Annotated in this window: 18 protein-coding genes; 8 read left to right on the top strand and 10 right to left on the bottom strand. The window is 45.5% G+C overall.

The window, feature by feature from the left end; all coding sequences use genetic code 11:
- Positions 1-7: 7 nt before the first annotated feature.
- The gene (locus C7459_RS09930) at positions 8-544 is read left to right on the top strand and encodes a phage tail protein (protein WP_109688778.1); all 537 of its coding nucleotides are present in this window, start codon (positions 8-10) and stop codon (positions 542-544) included.
- A gap of 40 nt (positions 545-584) precedes the next feature.
- Here the strand turns inward: C7459_RS09930 and C7459_RS09925 are convergent, their stop codons facing one another.
- Positions 585-1,619 (bottom strand): HD-GYP domain-containing protein, encoded by a 1,035-nt coding sequence (locus C7459_RS09925; RefSeq protein ID WP_170119395.1) that lies wholly within the window; start codon positions 1,617-1,619, stop codon positions 585-587.
- 223 nt (positions 1,620-1,842) lie between these two features.
- Here C7459_RS09925 and C7459_RS09920 point away from each other — a divergent pair, with 223 nt between their 5' ends.
- Positions 1,843-2,040, top strand: coding sequence for a hypothetical protein (locus C7459_RS09920; RefSeq protein ID WP_109688774.1), 198 nt, complete (start codon positions 1,843-1,845; stop codon positions 2,038-2,040).
- A 114-nt stretch (positions 2,041-2,154) separates the two neighbouring features.
- Here C7459_RS09920 and C7459_RS09915 read toward each other — a convergent pair whose 3' ends face one another.
- The 5 genes from C7459_RS09915 to C7459_RS09900 form a co-directional block, all read right to left on the bottom strand.
- The gene (locus tag C7459_RS09915) at positions 2,155-2,598 is read right to left on the bottom strand and encodes a hypothetical protein (protein WP_109688772.1); all 444 of its coding nucleotides are present in this window, start codon (positions 2,596-2,598) and stop codon (positions 2,155-2,157) included.
- Between the two features lie 17 nt (positions 2,599-2,615).
- Positions 2,616-3,059 (bottom strand): NTF2-like N-terminal transpeptidase domain-containing protein, encoded by a 444-nt coding sequence (locus tag C7459_RS09910; protein ID WP_109688770.1) that lies wholly within the window; start codon positions 3,057-3,059, stop codon positions 2,616-2,618.
- 338 nt (positions 3,060-3,397) lie between these two features.
- Positions 3,398-4,690 (bottom strand): helix-turn-helix domain-containing protein, encoded by a 1,293-nt coding sequence (locus tag C7459_RS09905; RefSeq protein WP_109688768.1) that lies wholly within the window; start codon positions 4,688-4,690, stop codon positions 3,398-3,400.
- A gap of 216 nt (positions 4,691-4,906) precedes the next feature.
- Positions 4,907-5,071: a hypothetical protein gene (locus C7459_RS23295; protein WP_170119394.1), complete on the bottom strand. Its 165-nt coding sequence runs from the start codon at positions 5,069-5,071 to the stop codon at positions 4,907-4,909.
- Complete coding sequence (locus tag C7459_RS09900; protein ID WP_109688766.1) at positions 5,071-6,246, bottom strand: tetratricopeptide repeat protein; 1,176 nt, start codon at positions 6,244-6,246, stop codon at positions 5,071-5,073. The genes C7459_RS23295 and C7459_RS09900 overlap by 1 nt, the downstream gene beginning before the upstream one ends.
- Positions 6,247-6,448: 202 nt before the next feature.
- Here C7459_RS09900 and C7459_RS23825 point away from each other — a divergent pair, with 202 nt between their 5' ends.
- From C7459_RS23825 to C7459_RS09875, 5 genes are all read left to right on the top strand, one after another.
- A complete protein-coding gene (locus tag C7459_RS23825; RefSeq protein WP_245884476.1) occupies positions 6,449-7,024 on the top strand; it encodes a nucleoside triphosphate pyrophosphohydrolase in 576 nt (191 codons plus the stop codon).
- Between the two features lie 216 nt (positions 7,025-7,240).
- Entirely contained in the window at positions 7,241-8,197 is a 957-nt protein-coding gene (locus tag C7459_RS09890) for a hypothetical protein (protein WP_146200989.1), read from the top strand.
- Positions 8,198-8,200: 3 nt separating this feature from the next.
- The gene (locus tag C7459_RS09885; RefSeq protein WP_109688763.1) at positions 8,201-10,189 is read left to right on the top strand and encodes an ATP-binding protein; all 1,989 of its coding nucleotides are present in this window, start codon (positions 8,201-8,203) and stop codon (positions 10,187-10,189) included.
- 13 nt (positions 10,190-10,202) lie between these two features.
- Positions 10,203-11,543 carry a hypothetical protein gene (locus C7459_RS09880; protein WP_109688761.1) on the top strand — a complete coding sequence of 447 codons (1,341 nt, stop codon included), beginning with the start codon at positions 10,203-10,205 and terminating at the stop codon, positions 11,541-11,543.
- Positions 11,540-13,423 (top strand): radical SAM protein, encoded by a 1,884-nt coding sequence (locus tag C7459_RS09875; protein WP_109688760.1) that lies wholly within the window; start codon positions 11,540-11,542, stop codon positions 13,421-13,423. The genes C7459_RS09880 and C7459_RS09875 overlap by 4 nt, the downstream gene beginning before the upstream one ends.
- Positions 13,424-13,480: 57 nt before the next feature.
- Here C7459_RS09875 and C7459_RS09870 read toward each other — a convergent pair whose 3' ends face one another.
- The 3 genes from C7459_RS09870 to C7459_RS09860 all read right to left on the bottom strand — a co-directional run bounded on the left by C7459_RS09870 (position 13,481) and on the right by C7459_RS09860 (position 16,975).
- Positions 13,481-14,275, bottom strand: a complete 795-nt coding sequence (locus C7459_RS09870; RefSeq protein WP_109688757.1) for a hypothetical protein — start codon at positions 14,273-14,275, stop codon at positions 13,481-13,483.
- Complete coding sequence (locus C7459_RS09865; protein ID WP_109688756.1) at positions 14,275-16,110, bottom strand: ATP-binding protein; 1,836 nt, start codon at positions 16,108-16,110, stop codon at positions 14,275-14,277. The genes C7459_RS09870 and C7459_RS09865 overlap by 1 nt, the downstream gene beginning before the upstream one ends.
- 148 nt (positions 16,111-16,258) lie before the next feature.
- Positions 16,259-16,975 carry a DUF5131 family protein gene (locus tag C7459_RS09860; protein ID WP_109688754.1) on the bottom strand — a complete coding sequence of 239 codons (717 nt, stop codon included), beginning with the start codon at positions 16,973-16,975 and terminating at the stop codon, positions 16,259-16,261.
- A gap of 401 nt (positions 16,976-17,376) precedes the next feature.
- Here C7459_RS09860 and C7459_RS09855 point away from each other — a divergent pair, with 401 nt between their 5' ends.
- Entirely contained in the window at positions 17,377-19,014 is a 1,638-nt protein-coding gene (locus tag C7459_RS09855) for a peptide ABC transporter substrate-binding protein (RefSeq protein ID WP_109688752.1), read from the top strand.
- Between the two features lie 56 nt (positions 19,015-19,070).
- On the opposite strand, the gene C7459_RS09850 is transcribed toward C7459_RS09855, so the two are convergent.
- Positions 19,071-20,372 (bottom strand): arsenic transporter, encoded by a 1,302-nt coding sequence (locus tag C7459_RS09850; RefSeq protein WP_109688863.1) that lies wholly within the window; start codon positions 20,370-20,372, stop codon positions 19,071-19,073.
- Between the last annotated feature and the right edge of the window lie 274 nt (positions 20,373-20,646).

The following is a 20,646-nucleotide window of genomic DNA, read 5'->3' as shown; positions in this document are numbered from 1 at the left end:
TCGTGAGATGGCAGAAGCATTTATTGGAGAAATTCGAGTCTTTGCAGGCAACTTTGCTCCGCGAGACTGGGCGTTTTGCAACGGTCAGTTGATGTCGATTGCGCAGAACACGGCGTTGTTTAGTCTCCTGGGTACACAGTACGGGGGGGATGGGAGAACGACATTTGCCTTGCCAAACCTGAGCGGCCGTGCCGCGATGTCCCAAGGACAAGGGCCGGGGTTAACCGAGCGCACGGTCGGGGAGCAGGTCGGTTCAGGGACCGTGACGCTGTTGACGACGGAGATTCCGGCACATACGCACATCCCGCAAGCGGTTGCTGCAAAAGGGACAGCTACCGACCCGACCAACACGGTCTGGGCAGAAACGCCGCCCCAAGGCCGAACGGGTACGCAGATCCCGTTGTATGCGGCCACGCCGAATGTCACGATGAGCCCCCTTGCGTTATCCGTAGCAGGTGGAAGCCAACCGCACAACAACATGCAACCATTCCTCGCGATGAACTTCATCATCTGCTTGTACGGGATCTTCCCGAGTCGGCAATAAAAAAGCTGACATCCTCAGACGAGGATGTCAGCTTTTTTTCTCACACTTCCTGCACTTGTTCAATGTAGAGGTCTGGTCGGTGGCGCAGGTCGAGGAAGCCTGCCTCCAACCGGAGCAGCGGGCGGAAAGGCATGTCGGGATGCACGAGCACGACTTCCCCGAGTTGGCCATCACTGAGTTTGACTTTGTTGCCGTGGAAGAAGTTCAACATGCGGTTCAGGAACAGCGAGATCAGGTTGGGGTCGAGCGAGGCAAATGAGTCTTGGTGCAGGCTCTCCAAGACCTTGTAGTACGATTCCTCACGGCGGTAGACGCGGCGGGTGGTCATCGCGTGGAACACGTCGGCGACGGCGCAGATGCGCGAGTAGATGTCGATCTCCCCGCCCTTCAGACCGTAAGGGTAGCCGGAGCCGTCCATGCGTTCGTGGTGGTGCAACGCCATGCGAGCGATCGGCTCGGCGACGCCGGAGTTTTTGAGAATCGAGTAGCCGAGTTTGGTGTGTTTTTTGACTTCGGAGTATTCGACGGGGGTCAGCTTGTCTGGTTTGTTGAGGATCACCGGATCGACCAGCGACTTGCCGATGTCATGGAACGTGCCGCCGAGCAAGACTTCTGTGCATTGCTCGTCCGACAGTCCCAGCCACTTCGCGATGCGGTTGGCGAGCAACCCGACACCGACGGAGTGCTGCATCGTGTACGCGTCCTGCGTCCACAGGCTGTCCATGAGGCGGAGCAGGTTCGGTTCTTGGTCACAGACGGTGTGCAGGTGTTGGACGGAGGCGACCGCTTCCTTCCAATCGATCTTGTTCGTGCGTTTTGCTTCCGTGAACAGGTTGGTGATCGTGGCGAGCGTTTCCACGTAGGATTTTTGCATCGGGGAGGGGGGCGTGACGGCGGTTGCCTCCTGCACGATCCAGATGTTATAGATGCCCTGAAGTTCGAGGCGGTCGAGTTGGTCCTGGGTGAGGGTGACGTTCTTGGAGAGCAGCAGTTGCCCTTGGGCGGACACGACATCGCGGGAGAGGGTGTCGCCGACGCGAATTTTGGAGAGCGGAAGATTGCGATCTTGGTTCATGGGAGACTCCTTGGATGGTCTGACGTAGAGGTCAGGTATAGTAGATAAGTTATGTTGTATTTGTATAATTGTGTACAGTTGTATTGTATAGAACTTCCATAGTGTTGGTAAGGGGTAATGTCCGAATTTCGCCATCGTTTCCTAGATATTTTTCTACTCATCTGGATGGACATTTGGTATCGTAGAGAGGGTATGGAATCGCACAAGAGAGAAGGTCTTTTGAATGAAAAGAGCATTTACTATATGGGGGGTTCTCTCCCTGATCGTTTGGGTGTTCTCGCTCGTCACAGCAGAAAGCCTCAATATCCGCTATGTAGGCGGCGCGATCCCGATGTCGTTCCTGCTCACGCTGTTCCCCGTGATGCTGATTGAAGGCATTTTGGTGTGGCGAGATCGCAGTCGGGAGAAAAAGAAGTTTTAGTTGTAGGGAGTTGGATAGGAAAAAGAGCCGGGTCCGGGGACCTGGCTCTTTTTTTGTGGAGGGAGGAGGGTGACGGTAAAGGACCGTCTACAAATTTGAGGTGGATTGTGTGTATTAAGATTGGTATGCGTTACCAGCCAGATCAACAGTTTGAATTGATTTGTTTTCAACACGAATCTTTACAGTTTTGTTGTTCGGAATTCCGATGAACTGGTGTCCGTACCAAGTACCGCCGCTGGTATAGTTACCTGTACATGGCCACTCCACCCAATTGCTGCTCCACCCGAAAACGGACGACTCAACGACCGCATAGACCTCATTAGCGGGCATGGAGGAAACGCCGGTATTTTGCCAGCCGTTAATGGTAACCGAGTTGTTCGTACTGTTCGTAGTCCAAGAAGAGGTTGAGTAGATGTATTGGGGACCATAATTTGTCCATTGGGTTGTGCCGTAGTAAGCAACGCCAACAGCGTGAGCGTCTGCTGTGACGCCTAGAGAGCATGCGGCAACCATACAGAAGATGGCAAGCGTTGTGAGGTTTTTAATAGATTTTTTCATGATCAGGGCACCACCTTCTATTTTTTAATTTTTGTGTCGACTACAAGATTGCCATCAACATAGATTTTCCACTCACCATTTTCCTTTATCAACGGGAGGGAGTATTGTACCCAACCTTTCTCGTAGAGGTCGGTTTTCATTTGGAAGTTTGCTAAGTAGGTACCATCGGAAGCTTCGACAATCCCGTCTAGTTTCAGTTGCGCGTGCTCGTCGGTATTTTGTTTCACGAACTGCTGGTACATAGCTTCCAACTCATTGCTGTCCTTAGCGCGGGAGTCCTTAACGTGCTTGACCATACCTGCAACATCATTCTTGGTAAAAGCTGATACATAGTCCTCTACCATTTTTGTTGCCGACTTCTGATCTTCTTGGGTGGCATACACGGACCCACCCCAACCAATGCCTACTGCGAGGGCTCCAGAAACTAGTAGCTTAGTTAGGATTTTGTTTGGTCGAAACACGGTGTTCACTCCTAATGGTGGTTTTGAAATTGCATCTTAATTAAAACACCTATGACAACACTGGTATATACTATTTTAAAGTTATCGTAATAGTATTATCCAGTAAAGGACTATCTTGATATTTTAGAGGGGTAAGTCTTCTAGTATCCTAGATGTCTTGTTACAGGAACTTCAGTCACTGGATAAGATGCCGCTGAGAAATATAGCTACAAATAAATCATATTCCTGGGTGTACCGCCTTTAACCAATTTTCAATTCGGAGTATAGATGGACATCTTGGTTTTGTGGAGAGAAGAGGGTCATTCTTAGAGGGATTTCTTCAATGAGTGCTATGTCGCTCACAGTATTATCCCCCGCTGCCCACGTGCCTGTCTATTGAATGACCACATTTCGTTCATGACCCGAAGGGCACTTTGGCAATCGTCACGGGACTCATACATCTTTGACAGTTCCTGCATCGTTTCCTCGTATTCGATCGGTGAGTTCGTGAGTTTGAAGCAATCTGCGGCCTGTTTCATGTATTTCACCGCGACAAGATGTTGATTTCGGGCCTGCGCGATTCCGGCTTGTACCCTAGAGACCCACGCTTGGTAGGGATGTAGGGTCGGGAAAAGGTTTCGAGCGGTCTGACACGATTCCTCTGCTTGATCAAGCCTGCCCTCCGCTACGTACAGCTTTGCTAGCTCCGTTAAAGTGGTTCCCGTTTCTTCTTCCCGCCGAAGTCGTCTGTATTCCCTGATAACTTGTTCTAGCGAATGAATGGCCTTGTCTCTGTTTCCCATCTCCCCTTGAAGAATTGCAAGTCGCACTTCAAGCGCTAATTTTTCACTTTTATTGTTCAATGTCTCGAAACACCACTGAGCGCGTTGTGCATATTCAATCGCTTGCTCGTACTTGTTGTCCGTCTGGGAAGACTGTGCCAGTTTCATGTAAAGGGTGCCCATTCCATGAACGTCCTCTCGTTCCTCAAAGATCGGGAACGCCAAGTGAAGCGTGGCAACCGCTTGTTGAAATTGGCCAGATTTTTGTTGAATCTCTGCCATCGTCAACAACAACGAACTTTGAAGCTGGACGTCTCTGATGTTGGCCGACTCGAGTTCCGTGATGGCTTTCGTGAGGTAGTGTTCCGCGATCTGGAAGCGTCGGCGCTTCAATTCAATGCGTCCTAGCTGGCGGAGTGTACGCACAGTTACAAGTACTCTCCCGCTGGAAGAGTGGGCATGATCCAAGAGTTGTTGGAACGAGACCTCGGCTTCGCGAAGCTCATTCAACTCAAGGAGACATCTCGCGTAATCATAACGAATCTCGAATGGGTCTAACTTCCCAGCGTTTGCGTGGATCACCTTTTCAAGCAACTGTAACGCACCGGCATATTCCCCTGCAGCCAACATACTTTTTGCAAGCCGATACTCGCAGACGAGGACCATGTTCATTTGAGAGTTTCCGAGTAACTCGTCAACGGGTAATTCTAACTTTTTGGCGATCTGTTCCAAAACGTGAAAGGAGGGTCTTGCTTTGTCGGATTCAATCTGGGAGAGCATGGAGCCCGTAACGATCCCCTCACCTAACTGCTTCTGGTTGAAGCCTTTTTTTAATCGCAATTTTCGTAACCGTTGACCAAAGGTTTCCATGTCATAACGACCTCCCGCTCGTATCTATATCTGAATGGAACTGAGCCTGTGAAAAATTCCATAATTGAACCTATCGTTTATCAAAATAGTATCCTATTTTATGAAGGGAGGAGTAGGTTTCGAGTTGATTCGTCCGAAACTAGTTTGACCTTCTGATACCTGTAAATAAAAAATGAACCCCTGCATAAATGCAGGGGTTTCCTTTACTCAAAATCATTAGATTTTAAAGGTGGCCGATTCAGGGTCAGGTAGTTGCCATGAAGCGAGATGAGCAGAGACATTCTCAGGGTCGGGCAGTTGCCAAACAGCAGAATTTGCAACATTCCATGAGAAGCTAACAACAAGGGCAACTAGTAAACTCACAAGTAAGTATTTCCGCATCAGAGTTCCTCCCAGTGGGTAACTACATTTTTATCAAACTGTTCTGCTTTTTTATAATAACGTAATAACTTGTCTGCGTCACCTTGATGCGAGAGGTGATGCATGATCCATTTGCAAGCCATCAGTTTCAGATGTGGGCCGGCCTCAGTGATTTGCAATACGGATTCAGCCAATTGTGGGTTGCCAGTTGCAACGGACTCTAGGATGTGAAATTTGGCTTGTAGATCTGGAAGGCTCTCGAGTTCTCGAATGGATCGTGCAACCGCGATCATATGTAGGGCCGTATCTGTCTCCTTGAGTTTGATCAGTGTCTTCAAATAGTCACCGATTGCGATGAGATGCGGGATGGGATCGGGTGTCAGCGCATGTAGAGCTTTAGCAAACAATCTGTGAGATTCGGCAAAGTTACCTACTCTGAATTCGTAGTACGCCAAGTTGTGATAGCCTTTCCCGATTAGACTTTGGTCGTTTGTACGTTCGAATTGTTCAAAGGCTTCTTGCCACTTTTGTTGTGCTTTCTCATAGTCGCCCATTTCTGTGGCGATGATGGCAGAACTCGTGGCCAACAAACCGGCTCGTTTGGGGTTGGAGAAGGTAAATGCCGTTTCTACCTTGTCCAGTAAGTATGTTAGGGCCGAGAAATCCTGCTTTTGGGTGTAGGTGAGGATCAGGTTGTTCGTGACCATATACAATCTGTCCGTTTCAGAGAAGGTATCCCTGATTTTTTCTGCTAGTGGGAGTGCTTCTAACCAGGCTTGATGTGCTTGGGGAAACTTGTCCATGTAGTAGTACGCAGAACCTAAATCGTTTAAAATATCAAACTTCTCCGTCCAGCCGAGTGCAAGTTTCTGGAGTTTCAATCCCAAGTCGATCGCACGGGGGCTGCGTTGCTTACTTCGCACCAAGAGCCGTAGTTCAAAAGCTTCCTGTTCGAGATCGGTCTGCTTTAGGCGTTCGATAGGGACATGAAGGATGTCGGATATCTGTTGTAACTCATTTGGGGAAAGACGGCGCTCATCCCGGAGGCAACTGTAGACGGTGTCTTTTTTGCCAAAGTCGACCTTTTGACTGAGATAGTGTGGCGTTAGATTCCGACTGTATAGAATCTCGGTGATATATCGGCCGATCGGAACCTTTGTTATTGTTGCAGGGTCTGAATGTGTCTGTTTATCCATCGTGATCCCTCCGTGTGATGTCTGAGATTATTATAGAGGTGTTTGTGTTTATGTGGTAGGGGGATTTTGATGAAGTTAGTGGCAGGTGCTGGTGGTCTTCGAATTATACGATAAGAGGTTCTTGAGAATACTTTTTGGCTGTTGGCAGATCGGGTATTTGTTATAGTTAGTAAAAGAGCACTAATATGAGGGGAGCAGGTAAATGACTTCGCATAACAAATTGGTGCGGGACTTGATCCCCGAGATTATTAAGAAAAGCGGTCGTGTAGCGGTTTGGAGGACACTGGATGAGTCTGAGTATCAACAGGAATTGCAAGTGAAGTTAGCGGAAGAAGTTCAAGAGTACCTAGAAGTGAAGAATGTTGAGGAATTAGCAGATGTGTTGGAGGTACTGTTTGCACTGGCGAGGTTAAATGGGGTGGGCGAGCAACAGTTGATGGAGGTTAGGAAGTTGAAGTTGGAGGAACGTGGTGGGTTTGAGGGGCGGGTGTTTTTGCAAGATGTTCAAAAGCCAGTTATAAAGCAAAAAATGTTCATCTGGGAAGCAGCAATACTCGCATTACAAAGTCTCGGGCGTTCTGCAACGGTTACCGAAATAGTAGAAGAGATCATTAGGAACGATTGGTATAGTTTTAACTCTGAGGATAATAAAGAATGGATAATACGTACCCAGATGGGGCGTAAGGCAATCGGTACGAATCGGAATGATGTAGGGACTGAGTTGTACTTTGAGTTTCTTGGGGAGAATACATATCGGTTAATTGACGATCGAATCTAGCGCACTACGTTACTACTGACGTCTGAATAACTATTGCTATATTTGTGAATATAATTAATAATTATAAGTAGAGTAATGGGGATTTCGCGTTTAGCGGAATCCCTTTTCCTTGTATTACCCTATAAATGTGTAAGGGTGATCACTGTCTATTCTCGACAAGTTTCGCTACAATGGAACTAACTATGCCCTAGTGATACATGGGAGGACTCAATGAATATGTCGGTTAAGTTGTCATTGCAGCGTGTTTGGTCAGGGCGCTACCCGGCCTATTGGGACGTAACTCCTTGGGTGACGTGGGCGAACGGATATCTCTTTGCTTGCTATCGTGATGAAAAGACGCGTGGACGCTTTATTGAAAGTATAGAGGTAGCGTCTGGAAGAAGTACAAGGATTCCTACGGTATGTAACTTAGTGCTGGGAAGCATAGAATGGAGGGTGTATTTGGCCCGCATAGAAGATGCGAGGTCTCATCTATCCGTTACCCGACTGACGAGTTATGATATACTTGATTCCTCTATGTCGATCCTGAATCAAGACACTTTTCTTGTCGAAAAGTTTAAAATCCCACCGCTAACGGAAGCCACTGAAAGTGAGTTCCGTCTAGGGAATCAACTTGTTGATTTGCAAACAGGTCACTCCTTGTCTAACACGGGAAAACCAGCGTGGACAATAGGAGACGGGTATGAGCTTTTTCAGCAGCAGCAGACACTATGCTGTTTGGACAATAATCAAAATTTGATGTGGTCGAAGTCTGGTTGGATGGGTAGTTGGTTTCAAGGTGCTTCCAATGAAATCCTTTATTTTTTAGTCCCCCCTTATGACACATTAGTTCTAGTGGATAGAAATAGCGGGCAATTACTCGCAGAACATACTATGACAAATTTGAAGAAAGTCGCGAACAGAGTCGGTGGCTGTTTGGATGTTTGGAACACGGCATCTTTTAATAGTACGACTGTTTTTGACGTGGCTATCAATGGATATACAGTTGCTTGGGTTACGGAAGACAATAGGCTTCATGTTCAGAACCTGCAAACAGGACTGAGTGCTTGTTCCGAACCTGGCGAATTCGATCTTTTACTATCGTCTTGGTGGAAGCAATCGCTAGTACTCTATGAAGTTCAGGATGATGGTATGCGTGGTCGTTTGGTGATAGTTCGATGGGAGGAATTGTAGGCGATGGTACAACAAGTTAAAGACAAACAACAAAGGTCGCTTCGGTTTGGTGGGATTAGTCCTGTTGTATTGAGAGAGCTTTCGGGGGTATATCAACCTTTCGTAAAAGCGGTAAAAGAAATGGTCTCAAACTCCTATGATGCAGACGCAGACCGAGTTGATCTGGAGTTTCGGGATGAATATCGAGTACTGACTATTCGCGATGACGGGAATGGCATGAATCCGATTGATTTTGTAAGAGATTACATTCGAATAGGCAAGAGTTTTCGAAAGGATGAACTAACTGCTAAAAAGGGGCGACCCCGTATCGGGGGCAAAGGTATTGGCTTTTTAGCACCCGCACGTTATTGCAATCAGGTGATCATTCGTACCAAAAAGAATGAAACTTCTTATGGGAAATTAAACATAGAGGTGAACGGGAATAGAGTGGATGTTAGAGCGCACCTACTTCAGGGGCATGGTGAATCCTCAATTTTGGATAACATTCGTCTAGTTAGTATCTACGATTCAAAAGGCGATCTTTTAATAAGGGATATAGACAAAGAAGAGGATTTTCAGATCGTGCTAGCCAGTCCCGTGCAGGACATGTGCACGGTGGAATATGAGTTTGAATGTGCAGAGTACGTTTTGACAGCTACAATTGACTTTGAGTTGTTATTTGGATTGGATGCTGGGAAGAGCTTGGAGGAAATTGAAAACTTCTGTACAGTTACAATCGATCAAGTTTCGGATAAGAAGGCATTGGAGAGGTCCTATACTGAGATTACACTTGTAGGAATTAAGGACTTTGTACGTAATGAATTGTCGGACCCAGGTAAAAAAGCTGCACGCAACATTGAAAACTACGGTGGACTTGATCGTTTTTTGTGGAACTTGAGTCGTATCCTGCCTGTGAAAGCAGACTTGAACAAGAATCTGCCTCAAGAAATGATTGAGTTTGTCCAAACTGAGATGGATGGAGAGGCTAAAGGTTACCCGATCAAGGTGTATTGCTCAACTGAAGAAGTGAAGTCTAGATTACTTGAACGTTTTATCATTCGTCCTTCCCGTAAGATGGATGTAGAGTTTGATAAAGATCTTATCAAATTAATCTCATACGGGGAGGAGGGCGAACAGTTCGTAGTTCGTGGGTTCTTGGTCGGTCAAACCTCTACCATTTTCCCGGCAGAATGTCGTGGCATTCTTCTACGTGTCAAAGGTGTTGCAATTGGAGAACCAACATACTTTGGTTTAGACCAATTGTTGACAGGTTCGGCAAAAGTTGCACTTAGTCAGATTTCAGGGGAAATTAACATTCTATCTGGAATAGATGCGATCAACGATATCAACCCAGGTCGGGATGGGTTCTATAAAGAGAGTGAAGTGTACAATCGAATAAAGCGGCTATTGGTTGGCGCATCTACTGATAAGCTTCAGGGCGACTTGAAGGATGTCATAGATTCGATCATTTTAAGAAGTGAGATAAATGCTTCGATTAATAACTTCGTGAAACGTTACGATGCTCAGCGCAATTCCATACTGGAAGCTGGTATGGCAATCAACGTGATGGCTGCTGAGTGGCCGTCCGTATTAGATGAGTTCTATCAACCGAAGAGTTCCTACGAGTTGGGCTTAATGCCTAAAGTACAGTATAAGGCAGATGGAAAACTCGCAGCGTATGTTGTAGAAATAGTGGATGGATTGGACGAAGATTACAAAGTAGATTATGCGAATAAGAAACTGTTCTTGAGTAAGCATGCCGATCTATGGAAAAGGAATATCCTGATTGGTAATGACGAGTATACAATTCAACTAAAGCATGGCAAACAAATATCTCTATTCTGTGAAGTTAACCCAAAGGCAAAGCTTATTTATATCAATTGGGATCACCCTATGAAAGCAACTATGGGAGATACTGGTTTTCTTAAACACTGCTTAGCGTCAGTCGCATCTGCGTTACCCCAAGAACAACTTCTAACTTACATCCGTTTAATCACCCACAAGATGAGCTAATGAGGTATGCTGAATGGAAATGAAAAAATCTGCTGATTGGCTTTCGTCGTTTAAAGAGGGAGAAAAGGTTTTACTGGTCAATCCGTCTGTCCAAGAAGTCCGCTATGCATGGGTCAAGTGGAACCAGCCATCTGATCTGTTACTACTAAGTTCAAAGCTCAAGTCGGAACAAAACTGTGAAGTCGAACTTCTCGATCTCATGCTTCCAAATGAATCAGGACGTGTTCCACTGCGTGACCTTGGGCATATGAAGCGGATTCGTAGACGCGGGGAACCGCCATTTGAATACAAGAGTAGAACTTATGGTCATCCGTTACTAGAAGCGAAGCGTACTTTTAACGAGGTGTTTCAGGAATGGAAGCCAGACCATATCGTAATTACAACTCTGACGTCGTACTGGTTTTCAACTTTGACTGAATTGATAGCCTTTCTTCGAACAATCCTTCCTGGGGTAAAGGTAAGTCTAATGGGGGCTTATCCAACACTGGAAACAAGTCATGCATCACGTGCAAGAGCCGACGTCTTAGTAACTGACTTTATCCGCTTTGGGAATTATACGCCTGACTTTGGTCTGTACTTTCAAGACAGAACCCGTATGTTAAATGGAGGGCGAACCATAGCCTTTGGTGGTTTGAAGTACACTGAGACTGATGTGGCCAATCACCTAATTCAACAAGTACGGGTCTTAAAGGAGTTGAATATCCGAGAAGGTGTCATTTTTGAGGGGAACTTGTTCAGAGATCAATGTAGCGTGTTAAGTGAGTTTCTAGAAAGAATGGACAAAGAGGATATACGTATCAACTTACATGGACTATGTGGTCTTGAGATAGCTGATGCTGTCGGTGGAATATACCATCAAATGTCCAAGGGTGGCTTTCGATCATTTTTCCTTGAACATACTCTCGACTCGGATAGTAAGCAGCTAAATCTTGATGCTTACGGACGTGCTTACGATGAGCTAAGAAAGAATCCTGTTCGAAGATTACAATCGGGAGACTTGGCCGGGTTTATTATGATTGGTAAGCCGGATGATGATTTGCATCGACTTTTTACTCAATGTTTTAATTTGTTGGAGCTATGCGGATCTATTATTCCAAAGCCTTACACACCTGACCCATTTGGTGAACGTGAGCTATATGAGCAAATTACAAGTGAAGGATTAGAGTACTTATCTCCTCATGTTTTCCCGCTGGCAGAACGTAATGGCATTACACGAGAGCAATATCTTGATCTTTATAAACACACTACATTCTTGAACGAAAAAAGAATGGGGAATTCCTTTGACTTTTTTGACAATCGATATAGTAGTGTTGCATTGAAGAGAAGCCTTGGGAAGAAAGGAGGAACTGTATGAATAAGCAAAAACGATTTGCTATTCTAATTAATCCGCCCATTTATGACACACAGTATTGGGCACGCTGGAGTATGCCACATGGTCTTTTAAAGATAGGGACTTGGCTTAGGAATGAAGGGTACGATCTCCACTTGTTCGATTGCCTCAATCCTTATGGTAAGGATAGCGGGGTACCAGGCCGCGATGGGGTCATGGATTTTGAGAGTTACGATGCTGTGCGGAAAGAAAAAAGATCTGTTGCTTTACTAGCTTCTAACAAGGAAAGAATATTAGGTGAAGATCCTGACCTAGTTCCTTCTTATCGATTAAGTTCAAGCGAGAAGTGGAAATATACGTTCGGTATGCCGCTGGGTTTGTTGGAAGATAAGTTGCATAACTTAAAGCGAAAAGTCTATACAGAAGGTTACGAAACGGTCGAGATTTGGATCACTTCGATAATGACGTATTGGTGGGAAAGTACTCGTGATGTAATTAAACTAGCACTTGAACAGTTTCCAGATGCAAAAGTTAGGATAGGTGGAATCTATCCAACACTGGCAAGTGATCATGCACGACAAAAGTTATTTGATAAAGGAATCGAGCCGAAGGTATTAGATGGTCGTCAACTTGATCTGAATAATACCGAGCTCATGGAACAACATCTAATCGTAACTGGTGAAATTCGGAAAGCATCTGACCTGGAACTCGCAACAGACTTGTATGAAGACGATGAACGTCCTCCTTATACAATTCTTACCACTTCCCGTGGGTGTCCGCATATTTGTTCATACTGTGCTTCGAACATTTTGAATGATGGAACCAAGGTTAGAAATCGTCAGTTCGATTGGGTTATGAATGAAATCAAAGACAAGTTTCGTAAGGGAACCAAAGTGTTCTGTTTTTATGAAGACAACCTACTTATGAATATGCAGCAGTTCAAAGACATTCTTAAAGCTGTGATGGCTGATAGGTCTCTTCATGGAATTCGTATATACGCACCTGAAGGAATTGAAATCGGAGTTGCAATGAGTGACCGAAAGCGTTTTTTGCTAAAGCTACGTGAGGACAAGCGTATATTGGCTACTCTGTCGGTGGATAAAAATAATGCGGGCGAGCTCCAAATTACCTTAGAAGAGGATCTTACTGATGGGTCCGTTCAGATTATTGATTCACACCTCTTTGAGGTAGGTACAATGAGGCTTCTCGTAGGTGATCAGGATACTGTTCTTTTACGGATTGAGGTAAAGGACAATGGGCGTCATGAAGTTCAATTTGTAAACGAGCAAGAGAGTGAACTTGGGCTGTATCTTGTAGGTGTACCAGAGATTGTTTATTTAATGAAATTGGCAGGCTTCGAAAAAATATATCTCCCGCTGGAAACGATTAAAAAGGAAACCAATGCTCGATGGAATCGTTCATGGAATAGCAACCTTACGCGTTTCGAGTCTTTATTGAATGCCTTGGAAGAGGTCGGATTCGACACTCGTAAGCAGCATATTAATGCGTTTGTTATGTTTGGGTTGCCGGGAGAAGACATAGAGGAGATTTATGACACGGCCTTGTATGCATCAGAGCGCGTTGGCTCGGTCATACCTATGTTATTTACTCCAGTGCCTTCCACACAAGTATTCGATATGTACAAAGACTACATCGAGGAACATGGATACGATTTGCAACATTTGAATGGTAAATTATTTCCATTCTTTCACATGCTTAGAGAACAGGCAAGGCTAAGGTACCCTGAACGTGAATTGGAATTCTCTGATTATTTACGTGTTGAGACGTTCATGCAACGCATTAACACTAAGGTTCAAGGTGAGTCAGTCAATATCTTCGCGGATTCTTCAGTTGCAAATGTTTTCCGGCAAGCTTTTAGTGAGTATAAACCAATTCTGGGGTGAAGATTGTAATAATGCTAAAGAAGAGACATTCCTTAAGGAATGTCTCTTCTTTAGCATCTAATCAGAATAATTACTTGTAATATCTAACATATCCAGATTGGAAATATCAATCAATGATTGTTTATGCCTAGTTACTAGTCTGGATTGTGACGGTTCTGCTCGAAAAGCAAAGTGAACCATCCTCGATGTTTTACTTAAATAGGTATGACAATACTTCAGTTCAAGGTCCCACTTCTCTCGGGATGCTGCTGATCGCAGTAAATATGGAATTAATAGTTTCATCTTCAAATGCTCATAACCAGGAGCATTATGTGGGATTAGAATGTCAGGCGCTTCATGCTTCATATCTTCAAGCATTTTATCGATTTCGCCTTCATCTTTATTTCTAACGCTAGTGGTAATAAATAATACAAAGGGTTCACTTCTTTTTCGTTCAGTTTGGAAGGTGAACAATTTTTCCCAAGAGCTTACCCTGTTTGAACTGCCATCCTTAGTAAGTACAATCGGTGGTCCGAAATAGTCCAAATTAACAAGATCAAAAGTAGGGGTATCGTAATATTGCATGCGGTTAATAAGATATTCCTCTACGTCAGCGCAAATTACCTTGAAACGAAGACGCTTAGTTAATTCCGAAATATATAAAGAACGTATGATCTGATCCTTTTCTTTTTCGTTTTTTTCAAAGCAAATACAATCACTAAGCACTTCGCTCCAAGTTAATAAGTCATTGATAAGAGGGCCAGGTAAGCCCATGTATACTAGATTCCTATCGAGTTCATTTCTTAATTCTTTTAATAATAGGAAGTCGTCATTGCTTGTAATAAGCATTTTCTCTTGAGATGGGATAAACATTAATGACACTCCTTATGGAGTTCTTTTTCAAACCATTCCATGAGAACTTCATTACTTTCAGTTGGGCTTTTTTTAACCATATCTATTAATCTGTAAATAAGTTGGTACATTATTTCCGGATCGATTTGTAGCGTCTTATCTATCTGTTTTGAAGTGTTTGTAAGAGGTAGGCTAGGCTTATTGATATCTTCGAAAGGAGTCACGTTGTATTCTTTCGTACTGATTGGTGCAGATTTTTCAATAGGCTGTGGTGAATCATCGACCGTATTGTCATTTTCTTTTGTATGAATTTGATTATGTTCGTTGTGAACAGGCAACGCTTTCTTATCTTCATGTTCAGGATGGTTTACTTGTGTTTGATTAAAAATAAATGGAGTACGAGGCTGTTGGTCCAAGTTAGAGCTCATGTCAGTTGTTTTTTTAGATTGGTCATTAATAGGTGTGTTTCGTATGTTGGCTATTGCTGTCATAATTGCATCGCACTTTTTAATAAGAGTGTCACATTTAGTCTGAATATCAAAAGGGTAGTTATTTTTTTTACGTGGACCATAATATTTTTTCACACTTTTTTTCCAATTTTCTAGATTTGTACGTAGTTCGGTAAGTTCCCAAGCATCTGTAGGCAGTGCACTTTCTGCAGGAATAACCGATTTAGCAAGATCTAATAAATCCCTCAATGATTTTACAGCATTCTCCTGTTGCGACCTCTTTTGAACTGTTGATTCAAGATTTTTTACAAGCTCTTTCAATTTGCTTTCAATAACTTTCCAAGAAGGAGTTGGTTGTATCCATGTTCTCTCCAAGTCAGGTTCAAGTGTACTATCTAATAGATGAACCTCACCAGTATAGTAGTATGCTATATCATCTCTTTTAAAGTATTGTGCGATAGATGGTCTAGCATCTGTATCAATCATAAAACCATCAAGAAATAAGACAATGCCTTTAGTCAGTGGGTCCTTTATCGATTCTAATTTTCTGTTTAGACCCAGCCATACTTGAGCAACAACTTTTTCTCCAATTTTTATTTCCTTGAGATCAACACCTAAAGTGTCCTCTTTGATAGGACGAACGTTGTCAATATTTTGTTTGTATACGGGAATGTTATTTACAAATATCTCAATTGGTGTTTGAATAGCAGAAACATGTTGCATTCCATTTTTTATATGATCCACGATAATAGAGTCTGTTGATGGGCTAAAATCAACGGGGCAATAAATTGAGATAAAATTATGTATTTCATTTATTTTCGAGAACATCACTTTCGCTTCACTATTTAGTTTGATTTTGACATGCGTGAAATGAACTTCAGGTAGATATGGGTTTTCAGCACGAAGAACTGTCACCGCTTTACGAGTGAGGTCTTCTGCGTATTCAATATAGTCAATTGTGCCTCTTTTTGTTTCATTATCAAAGATTACGTCATAATCTATAATCGCATTAAATGCCTCATTACTTCCATACTTTTTGGTCCATACTTCAAGGCTATGCCCAATTGCAGCACCAGCATAAGTTCCAACACCATGTGCACCAGCATCTAATCTACGCACTTTTTTGTTAAGACCGAGAGAGCAGTACTCCCATACTTCGTTAATATCCATTCCTACTCCACTATCTAGAACGTGAAGTGTATCTTCCTCAATAACAATTTCTATTCGTCGACTTTCAGTAGCGGTAATGTCTTCTTCAGACATTACCCGGTTCAGTTGATTAATTGCATCATATGCATTTTGAATAAGCTCTCTTAATGCATACTTCGGGTTGTGATATAACTTTGGGCCAAGCGCGCTTAGTAATTTTGAGCCGAGTAAATTGTGTGGTGCCTGTACAAGTTCCATATTTTTCGTCCCCCTATTTTTTGTTACGAATTGTACATAAATAGCATAGATAAATATACCATAACTTAAAGTAATGTGTAAAATTCTACATCTTGATCGAAGGCAATTGATTCACATTAGACATGATCAATAAAGAAAGACCATCGAGTTATCGATTGGCCTTCGGAAATTCTTCCCATGTCTTGCCATCTAATGTTCGACCTGCAAGTTGTTTACGCACTCCACCCCATTGCTTAAAGAAGAAGGGAATCTGCGATAAAATGCACTGGTCGCGTATATTTCTAACCCACTCGTTTTCCATTGGTCTAGCTTTTGGACCGGATTCACCGCCGACTATTACCCAATGAATGTTATCAAGATTTAGAGAATTTAAGGGTCCTAAAAGGGGCTCTAGCGATAGAAACCTAATAACGGCAGGAGTGGATCTTAGGTGTTCTATACGTAAAAGTACTTCATTGTTTTCGATACTTACCCCTTGCCAAATGTTGGATGTCCAGGTTAAGTTTTTAGAGAGTTCAAGTAGTCGTTCTGATCTTTTAGTTAGTATTTGGAAAGTGTGCCAATAGGCTTGGTTCATAGTGTTGAAAACAGAAATGATAAATTCGTCGGGTACACTTTCGTGAAATAGGTCTGACATTGAATTTACGAAAATACGTCGAGGTTTTTTCCAACTTAACGGCAAATTTATTAGGTCCCAATGTAGTGTCACGTCAAAACCATTTGCATACCTATTGTTACCCATTGCGTGTAATCGCTTAGCCATTCTATGGGCATAGCAATTTCTACATCCCTCAGATAATTTAGTACAGCCAGTAACTGGGTTCCATGTTGCATCTGTCCATTCAATTTGAGATTTAGTAGCCATGTCAACGCCCCTAGAATTTGCTCATCTTATTTTAGTATTATTGTAGCAGAGTCCATAAAAATATCCTTCAAAAGAAGGAAATAAGATATGATACTGTGCAAAAAAATGGAAAGGGTATATTCAAGGTAGCTGTAATATTTCATTTCTAAGTAAGGGCAATGAATTTCTACTTAAACACAGGAGATTTAATTATTCCTTGATTCTAACTATACCAACTTAGGCTAGCTCCCTCGCACTAAAAAACAAATCAAACTCCCCCAAAAATTCCGAATCCCCTAAACACATTTACTTTTCCCCCGCACCTTGTCCCCCCTCAAAATACTTGCTATATTCAACCCATCCGAATCTTACAACAACCGTCACAGCACTGTAATGTACCAGGACATATAGGAGGGTTTTATATGAAAGCGAAATCATGGATGGGCGTCGGCCTCGCAGTGACCCTGCTCTCTACCGTAGGTTTGGTAGGGTGTGGCAACAGCTCCACAGATAGCAAGTCGGGTTCCTCCGACGAACAAACTCTTTCCCTGCACCTGCCGGGCGAGCCGTCGACACTGGACAGCTCCAAGACCACCGACTCGACCTCGAACTTGGTGATCGGCAACGTCGGTGAAGGTCTGACCCGCGTGGACAAGGACGGCAAGGCACAACCGGGCGTCGCGAAGGAATGGGAGATTTCCCAAGACGGCCTGACCTACACCTTCCACCTGCGTGACAACGCGAAGTGGTCGGATGGCTCCAACGTCACCGCACAAGACTTCGAATACGCATGGAAGCGCACCCTCGATCCGAAAACCGCATCGCAGTATTCCTTCATGGCGGCATGGATCAAGGGTGGTCAAGCGTTCAACACCGGCAAGGGCTCGGCTGACCAAGTAGCAGTCAAAGCCAAAGACGACAAGACCCTTGAAGTCGTCCTCGAATCCCCGCGCCCGTACTTCCTCGCACAAACGGCGTTCCCGATCTTCTTCCCGCAGAAAAAGGAAGTCGTCGAGAAGCAAGGCGACAAATTCGGCGGCGACGCGGACAAAACCGTCTACAACGGCCCGTTCAAAGTCACCGAGTGGAGCCACGAGCAATCCGTGAAACTCGAAAAAAACGAAAACTACTGGGACCAAGAGAACGTGAAGCTGCAAACGGTCACTTGGACCATCGTGAAGGACTCTTCCGCGATGGAGAATCTCTACGAGTCCGGCCAACTGGACCGCTTCACCATCGTGCGCGACCAAGTGGAACGCTACAAGGACAAGCCGGAATACTCCGTCGTCCCGGAGCTGACCAACGCGTACATCCAGTTCAACCAAAACAACAAAGCGCTCGCGAACGTGAAAATCCGCCAAGCGCTCACCTATGCAGTAGATTCCAAGCAATATGTTGACGTCATCCTCAACAACGGTTCCCAAGAAGCGAACGGTTTCGTCCCGACCGGCGTCTCCAACGGCCAGGGCGGCGACTTCCGCAAGGACAGCGGCGACCTCGTCAACCGCAAGGACAACGCAGCCAAAGCCAAGGACCTGCTCGCAGAAGGTCTGAAGGAAGCCGGCCTGAGCTCCTTCCCAGCGCTCAAGCTGCTCTCCGACGACTCCGAAACTGCCAAAAAGTCCTCCGAATTCCTGAAGGAACAATGGCGTCAACATCTCGGCATCGACGTTGAGATCGAATCGGTGCCGTCCAAGCTCCGTTTCCAACGTCAACAAAAACACGACTTCGAACTTGTCATGTCGCTGTGGGGCGCTGATTACAACGACCCGATGACGTTCCTCGACATGTACACCAGCACATCGCCGTTCAACGATGTCTCGTACAAGAACCCGAAGTACGACGAACTCATCCAGAGCGCGAACCAAGAACCAGATTCGAAAAAGCGCATGCAATACCTCTACGACGCAGAGAAGCTCCTGATGGCCGACATGGTCGAAGGCCCGATCTACTTCCGCTCCACCCCGATGGTGATGCGTGGCTACGTCAAAGGCTGGCAGAACAACATGTCCGCTCCGACCTACGACCTCAAGCACGTTTCCATCGAAGGCAAGAACTAAGCTATATGCAAAAAAAGAACCGCGCCCGCGAGGGCTCGGTTCTTTTTTTCGTTCACTTAGTGGAGCACCCGGAGCCAGAGGTAGAGGCCCGTGAGTGTGATCAGCAACGTCGGCACCGTCAGGATGATCCCGGTGCGGAAGTAGGTGCCCCAGCCGATCTTCACACCACGGCGGGCGAGGACATGCAGCCAGAGCAAGGTGGCGAGCGAACCGATCGGGGTGATCTTGGGCCCTAGGTCGGAACCGATGACGTTGGCGTAGATCAGGGCCTCGCGCACGACACCTGCCGTGTCGGTGCCTTGGATCGCCAGCGCGCCGATCATCACGGTGGGCATGTTGTTCATCACCGAGGACAGGACCGCCGCGAGGAAGCCCATCCCGACAGTCGCGGCATAGAGCCCACCGTCCGCCATCGACTGGATCACCTGCCCGAGCAAGTCGGTCAGTCCGGCGTTGCGCAGGCCGTAGACGACGACATACATGCCGATCGAGAACACGACGACCGTCCACGGGGCTTCCCAGAGTAAGCGACCGGTTTCGACCGCGTCGCTTTTTTGCGCAGCGATGAGGAAGAAAAACGCGGCGAGCAGGATCAGGACCGACACCGGGATCTGCAACCATTCGCTGACGAAAAATGCGACCAACAGCACCGCGAGGATCACCCAGGAGATGCGGAACATCCGCAGGTCTTTGATCGCTGCACGCGGTGGTTTGAGCTGTGTGAGGTCGTAGGTCGCCGGAATCGATTTGCGGAAGTACAGGTAGAGGACGACGAGACTGCCTGCCAGTGAGAACAGGTTGACGACGATCATCCGGCTGGCGTATTCGGAGAAGGTGATGCCGAAAAAGTCTGCCGAGACGATGTTGACGAGGTTGGAGACGACCAGCGGTAGCGAGGTGGTGTCTGCGATGAACCCGCTCGCCATCAGGAACGGCAGGATCATGCGCTCCTCAAATTTCAGCGCCCGGACTTGGGCGAGGACGATCGGGGTGAGGATCAGCGCCGCGCCGTCATTGGCGAACAGGGCGGAGACGGCGGCGCCGAGCAACACGGTATAGACGAACATCCGCCGCCCGTTGCCGCCTGCCAGTCGCGCCATGTGCAACGCCGACCATTCAAAGAATCCGATCTCGTCCAGCACCAGCGAGATCAGGATGATGCCGACAAATGCCAGCGTCGCGTTCCAGACGATTCCGGTGACGGCTTGTACGTCCGTCCACGAGACGACGCCCGCCAACAACGCAAGAATTGCACCGCCAGTGGCGGGCCAACCGATGGAAAGCCCTCTGGGCTGCCAGATCACGAGAACGAGGGTGATGACAAAAATACCCGTTGCGAGAAGTTGTAAGGGTGTCATGAGCACAGGCCAGCCTTTCCGATTGTAGCGTTTTGAGGATACGTATATAAGAATATACTTATGGAATGGAGCGAGTCAAGAAAAAGACACCTCCCGCAGGAGGGCGGAGTGTGTCTTTTTTCCAAGGAAGGAGGTCATAACGACTACGCGGAGTCGGGTCACGAATACTATGTTTGTTAATTCGTTTTGTGTGAAGTTCAATATATTTGCAATAATTTCTCTTAGTTAAATATAGTTAAAACTATGTACAGATTGGTTCATAGTTGTTATAATT

The sequence above is a fragment of the Tumebacillus permanentifrigoris genome (genome assembly GCF_003148565.1).
GTDB lineage: Bacteria > Bacillota > Bacilli > Tumebacillales > Tumebacillaceae > Tumebacillus > Tumebacillus permanentifrigoris.
This window is presented reverse-complemented; position numbering and strand designations above follow the sequence as displayed.

What these genes read in the sequence shown, in the direction of transcription:
- C7459_RS09870 (WP_109688757.1), bottom strand. Translation starts at nt 14,275, where the DNA reads ATGTTTATCCCATCTCAAGAGAAAATGCTTATTACAAGCAATGACGAC.
- C7459_RS09900 (WP_109688766.1), bottom strand. Translation starts at nt 6,246, where the DNA reads ATGGATAAACAGACACATTCAGACCCTGCAACAATAACAAAGGTTCCG.
- C7459_RS09885 (WP_109688763.1), top strand. Translation starts at nt 8,201, where the DNA reads ATGGTACAACAAGTTAAAGACAAACAACAAAGGTCGCTTCGGTTTGGT.
- C7459_RS09880 (WP_109688761.1), top strand. Translation starts at nt 10,203, where the DNA reads ATGGAAATGAAAAAATCTGCTGATTGGCTTTCGTCGTTTAAAGAGGGA.
- C7459_RS23295 (WP_170119394.1), bottom strand. Translation starts at nt 5,071, where the DNA reads ATGCGGAAATACTTACTTGTGAGTTTACTAGTTGCCCTTGTTGTTAGC.
- C7459_RS09855 (WP_109688752.1), top strand. Translation starts at nt 17,377, where the DNA reads ATGAAAGCGAAATCATGGATGGGCGTCGGCCTCGCAGTGACCCTGCTC.
- C7459_RS09925 (WP_170119395.1), bottom strand. Translation starts at nt 1,619, where the DNA reads ATGAACCAAGATCGCAATCTTCCGCTCTCCAAAATTCGCGTCGGCGAC.
- C7459_RS23825 (WP_245884476.1), top strand. Translation starts at nt 6,449, where the DNA reads ATGACTTCGCATAACAAATTGGTGCGGGACTTGATCCCCGAGATTATT.
- C7459_RS09920 (WP_109688774.1), top strand. Translation starts at nt 1,843, where the DNA reads ATGAAAAGAGCATTTACTATATGGGGGGTTCTCTCCCTGATCGTTTGG.
- C7459_RS09850 (WP_109688863.1), bottom strand. Translation starts at nt 20,372, where the DNA reads ATGACACCCTTACAACTTCTCGCAACGGGTATTTTTGTCATCACCCTC.
- C7459_RS09890 (WP_146200989.1), top strand. Translation starts at nt 7,241, where the DNA reads ATGTCGGTTAAGTTGTCATTGCAGCGTGTTTGGTCAGGGCGCTACCCG.
- C7459_RS09865 (WP_109688756.1), bottom strand. Translation starts at nt 16,110, where the DNA reads ATGGAACTTGTACAGGCACCACACAATTTACTCGGCTCAAAATTACTA.
- C7459_RS09875 (WP_109688760.1), top strand. Translation starts at nt 11,540, where the DNA reads ATGAATAAGCAAAAACGATTTGCTATTCTAATTAATCCGCCCATTTAT.
- C7459_RS09930 (WP_109688778.1), top strand. Translation starts at nt 8, where the DNA reads ATGGCAGAAGCATTTATTGGAGAAATTCGAGTCTTTGCAGGCAACTTT.
- C7459_RS09915 (WP_109688772.1), bottom strand. Translation starts at nt 2,598, where the DNA reads ATGAAAAAATCTATTAAAAACCTCACAACGCTTGCCATCTTCTGTATG.
- C7459_RS09860 (WP_109688754.1), bottom strand. Translation starts at nt 16,975, where the DNA reads ATGGCTACTAAATCTCAAATTGAATGGACAGATGCAACATGGAACCCA.
- C7459_RS09905 (WP_109688768.1), bottom strand. Translation starts at nt 4,690, where the DNA reads ATGGAAACCTTTGGTCAACGGTTACGAAAATTGCGATTAAAAAAAGGC.